3 protein-coding genes are annotated in these 2,586 nt (G+C 63.5%); all 3 read left to right on the top strand.

Annotated elements, in window-relative coordinates; translation table 11 throughout:
- Positions 1-46 precede the first annotated feature (46 nt).
- The 3 genes from ACFOYY_RS42465 to ACFOYY_RS42455 all read left to right on the top strand — a co-directional run bounded on the left by ACFOYY_RS42465 (position 47) and on the right by ACFOYY_RS42455 (position 2,487).
- Positions 47-616, top strand: coding sequence for a UTRA domain-containing protein (locus ACFOYY_RS42465; protein ID WP_386197200.1), 570 nt, complete (start codon positions 47-49; stop codon positions 614-616).
- 20 nt (positions 617-636) lie between these two features.
- Entirely contained in the window at positions 637-1,362 is a 726-nt protein-coding gene (locus ACFOYY_RS42460) for a GntR family transcriptional regulator (protein ID WP_386197199.1), read from the top strand.
- A gap of 516 nt (positions 1,363-1,878) precedes the next feature.
- Positions 1,879-2,487, top strand: coding sequence for a cysteine hydrolase (locus ACFOYY_RS42455; protein WP_386197198.1), 609 nt, complete (start codon positions 1,879-1,881; stop codon positions 2,485-2,487).
- The last annotated feature ends 99 nt before the right edge of the window (positions 2,488-2,586 follow it).

The raw sequence follows: 2,586 nt of genomic DNA, 5'->3' as shown, positions 1-2,586 counted from the left end.
CCGGGGAGGCAATGTTGCTTCTCCGGTGAGGTGAGACAGTAGGAAGATGGACATCAAACATGAAACCGATCAAGAAATGGCAGATCGGACACATTGGATGAGTGTTTCCGACCCCTATGTCCGACCGCGAGTGGGCGCACCCGACGCCTGGGCGCAAGAAGCCACCCAGCATGGCCAGGCTGGCGCTCAAGCCATCCGCGAGGTGGCCGAGCTGGAGCCGCCCCCCGACATCGCCACGATGCTCGGCCTCCAGCCAGGACAGACCGCGATCGCCCGCCGCCGGACCATGCTGCTCGACAACCAGCCGGTCGAGCTGACCGACTCCTACTATCCGGCGAGCATTGCCTGCGGCACCCGCCTCGCCGAGCCGAGGAAAATCCCCGGTGGAGCGGTCACCTTACTGACCGATCTTGGGTACGAGCCCCGGCACGTGGTCGAAGAGGTCTCCGCCCGCGAACCAACCGACCAGGAACGCCAGCTGCTCCAGCTCGCCGTCGGCGAATGGGTGTTGGTCCTGTCCCGCGTCCTGAAGACCGACGCCAACTTGCCTATCGAGGTCAGCGTGATGACCATGATCGCCCGGGGCAGGCACTTGCGCTATGCCCTGTCCCTGTGAATAGAGAAGAGGAATCTCCGGTGGCCAAGCAGGACGAACGTCCCCGGCACGTACAGATCGCCGCGGACCTCCGTGCGCAGATCATGGCGGGTGCGCTCGCACCCGGAGAGAAGATCCCCTCGACCCGCGTGCTGATGCAGCAGTACGGAGCGTCTGGCACGGCCGTTGCCAATGCCGTCGGCATCCTGAAGGCCGAGGGCTGGCTCCTCGGACAGCAAGGCAAGGGCGTCACCGTACGCAACACGCAGATGGTCATCGTCGACGTCGGCGCCTACTTCGAGCCCACACGCGGCGGTTACTCCTACAAGCTCCTGAAGGTTGAGGAGTGTGATCCGCAGAGGGACGTGGCGGACATGTTGGGCCTGCAGCTGGGGGAGCGGGCCGTACTGCGCCAGCGCCTCATGCTGCGCGGCGACATCCCCGTCGAGCTGTGTTGGTCCTACTACCCGGCGAGCATCGCGGTCGGCACAGCGCTGGCTGGCCGTAGCAAGATCCGGGGCGGGGCACCCGCCGTCCTCGCCGAACTCGGCCTCCCTGAGCGGGAGTTCACCGACTGCATTTCGTCCCGGGTACCGACGCCAGAGGAGGTCGAGCATCTCGACATCCCCGACGGGGTGTCGGTTCTGGAGCAGTTCCGCGTGATCTATTCCGACGACGACCGGCCGGTCGAGGTGAGCCTCATCGTCAAGCCCGGGCACCTGTACAAGCTGAAGTATCGTCAGGCTATCTCGGAAAAGAACGGCTGACCTGACCGGCGACACGGCCCCGCCATAGCAAGTTCAACTATGGCGGGGCTCTTGCTTCTTACCCCTCACGCCTTTACTGCTTCTCCGGATGAGAGATACAGTCATGACCGTGCGGTGAGTCCGCAGAGGCACAAGTCAACGCTTGAGCTGGAGGTGACTTCTGGGCAGCGAGAGCACTGTGTCCCGGGCTCCTAACCGAAAAGTCGCTGTCGTCTCCAGAGGGCTCTCCTGCCGCCGTCTGGATGCGCTCCATGTCGTCGCCTGAGAATCTAGGAGGCTAGGTGAGCGGACCAACGCGACCCATAGCGGCGAAGTACCACCACCGGATGCTCCGCGGCCGAGGTCGCGCCATGACGGCCGCCGACTTCTCACACCCCATCATCCACTGCGGCCGTATACGCGCCGACTGTGAGAAACCAGCCAGCATCGCTCCATGAGGAAGGCGATCGGGGACACCAGTGGGCTCTTCCGACACCTCCGCCAGGCAATCGAAATCCTCCGAGAGGCAGGTAGACCATGAAAACGCTCCAGCGCCAGTCGGTGCTCGTGGTCGTCGACGCGCAGAACGGATTCATCCGGGAAACTTCGGCGCCCGTCGTCCCCGTCATCGCGGACCTCGTCAGTCGATGGCAGTCCGTAGGCGGAGATGTGCTGTTCACCCGATACGTGAACTACCCCGGAAGTCCGTTCGAGCGGCTGGTTCACTGGTCGGGATGCATGGAATCTCCCCAGATCGACATCGTGGACGAACTGCTGCCGTACGCGGAAAAAGCAACTGTGATCGACAAGCGAGGGTACGGCCTCTTCGCGGACCTCGATGGTGCCGCGCTGATCGCTGAACGACAGTGGCAGGACATCTACGTATGCGGGATCGCAACCGAGAGCTGTGTGCTGGCGACCCTTCTGGGGGCGTTCGAGCTGAACCTGACTCCCTGGCTGATCGAGGACGCTTCCATCAGCCACGCGGGGGCCCACGTGCACGACGCCGGCCTTCTGGTCGCCCGCCGGTTCATCGGCGAGGGGCAGATCATCAAGGTTGCGGACGTTCCGGCCGACCTTGTAGTCCCAGTTGCTTCTCAAACAGGGGCAATTAACGACTGCCTGTCAACTTGTGGACGGTCCTGAGCAGTCTGGGTGTCTCAGTGTGCAGATGACCGTACTCAACGCGACACGCCTTGCTCAGCGTCCCCAACCGCCCCGCGATCGTGGAAGGATTCGCTACTG

It is taken from the genome of Streptosporangium jomthongense, assembly GCF_042650425.1.
Taxonomy (GTDB): Bacteria; Actinomycetota; Actinomycetes; order Streptosporangiales; family Streptosporangiaceae; genus Streptosporangium.
Note: the sequence above shows the minus strand (reverse complement) of the source record. Positions and strands in the feature narration are given on the sequence as shown.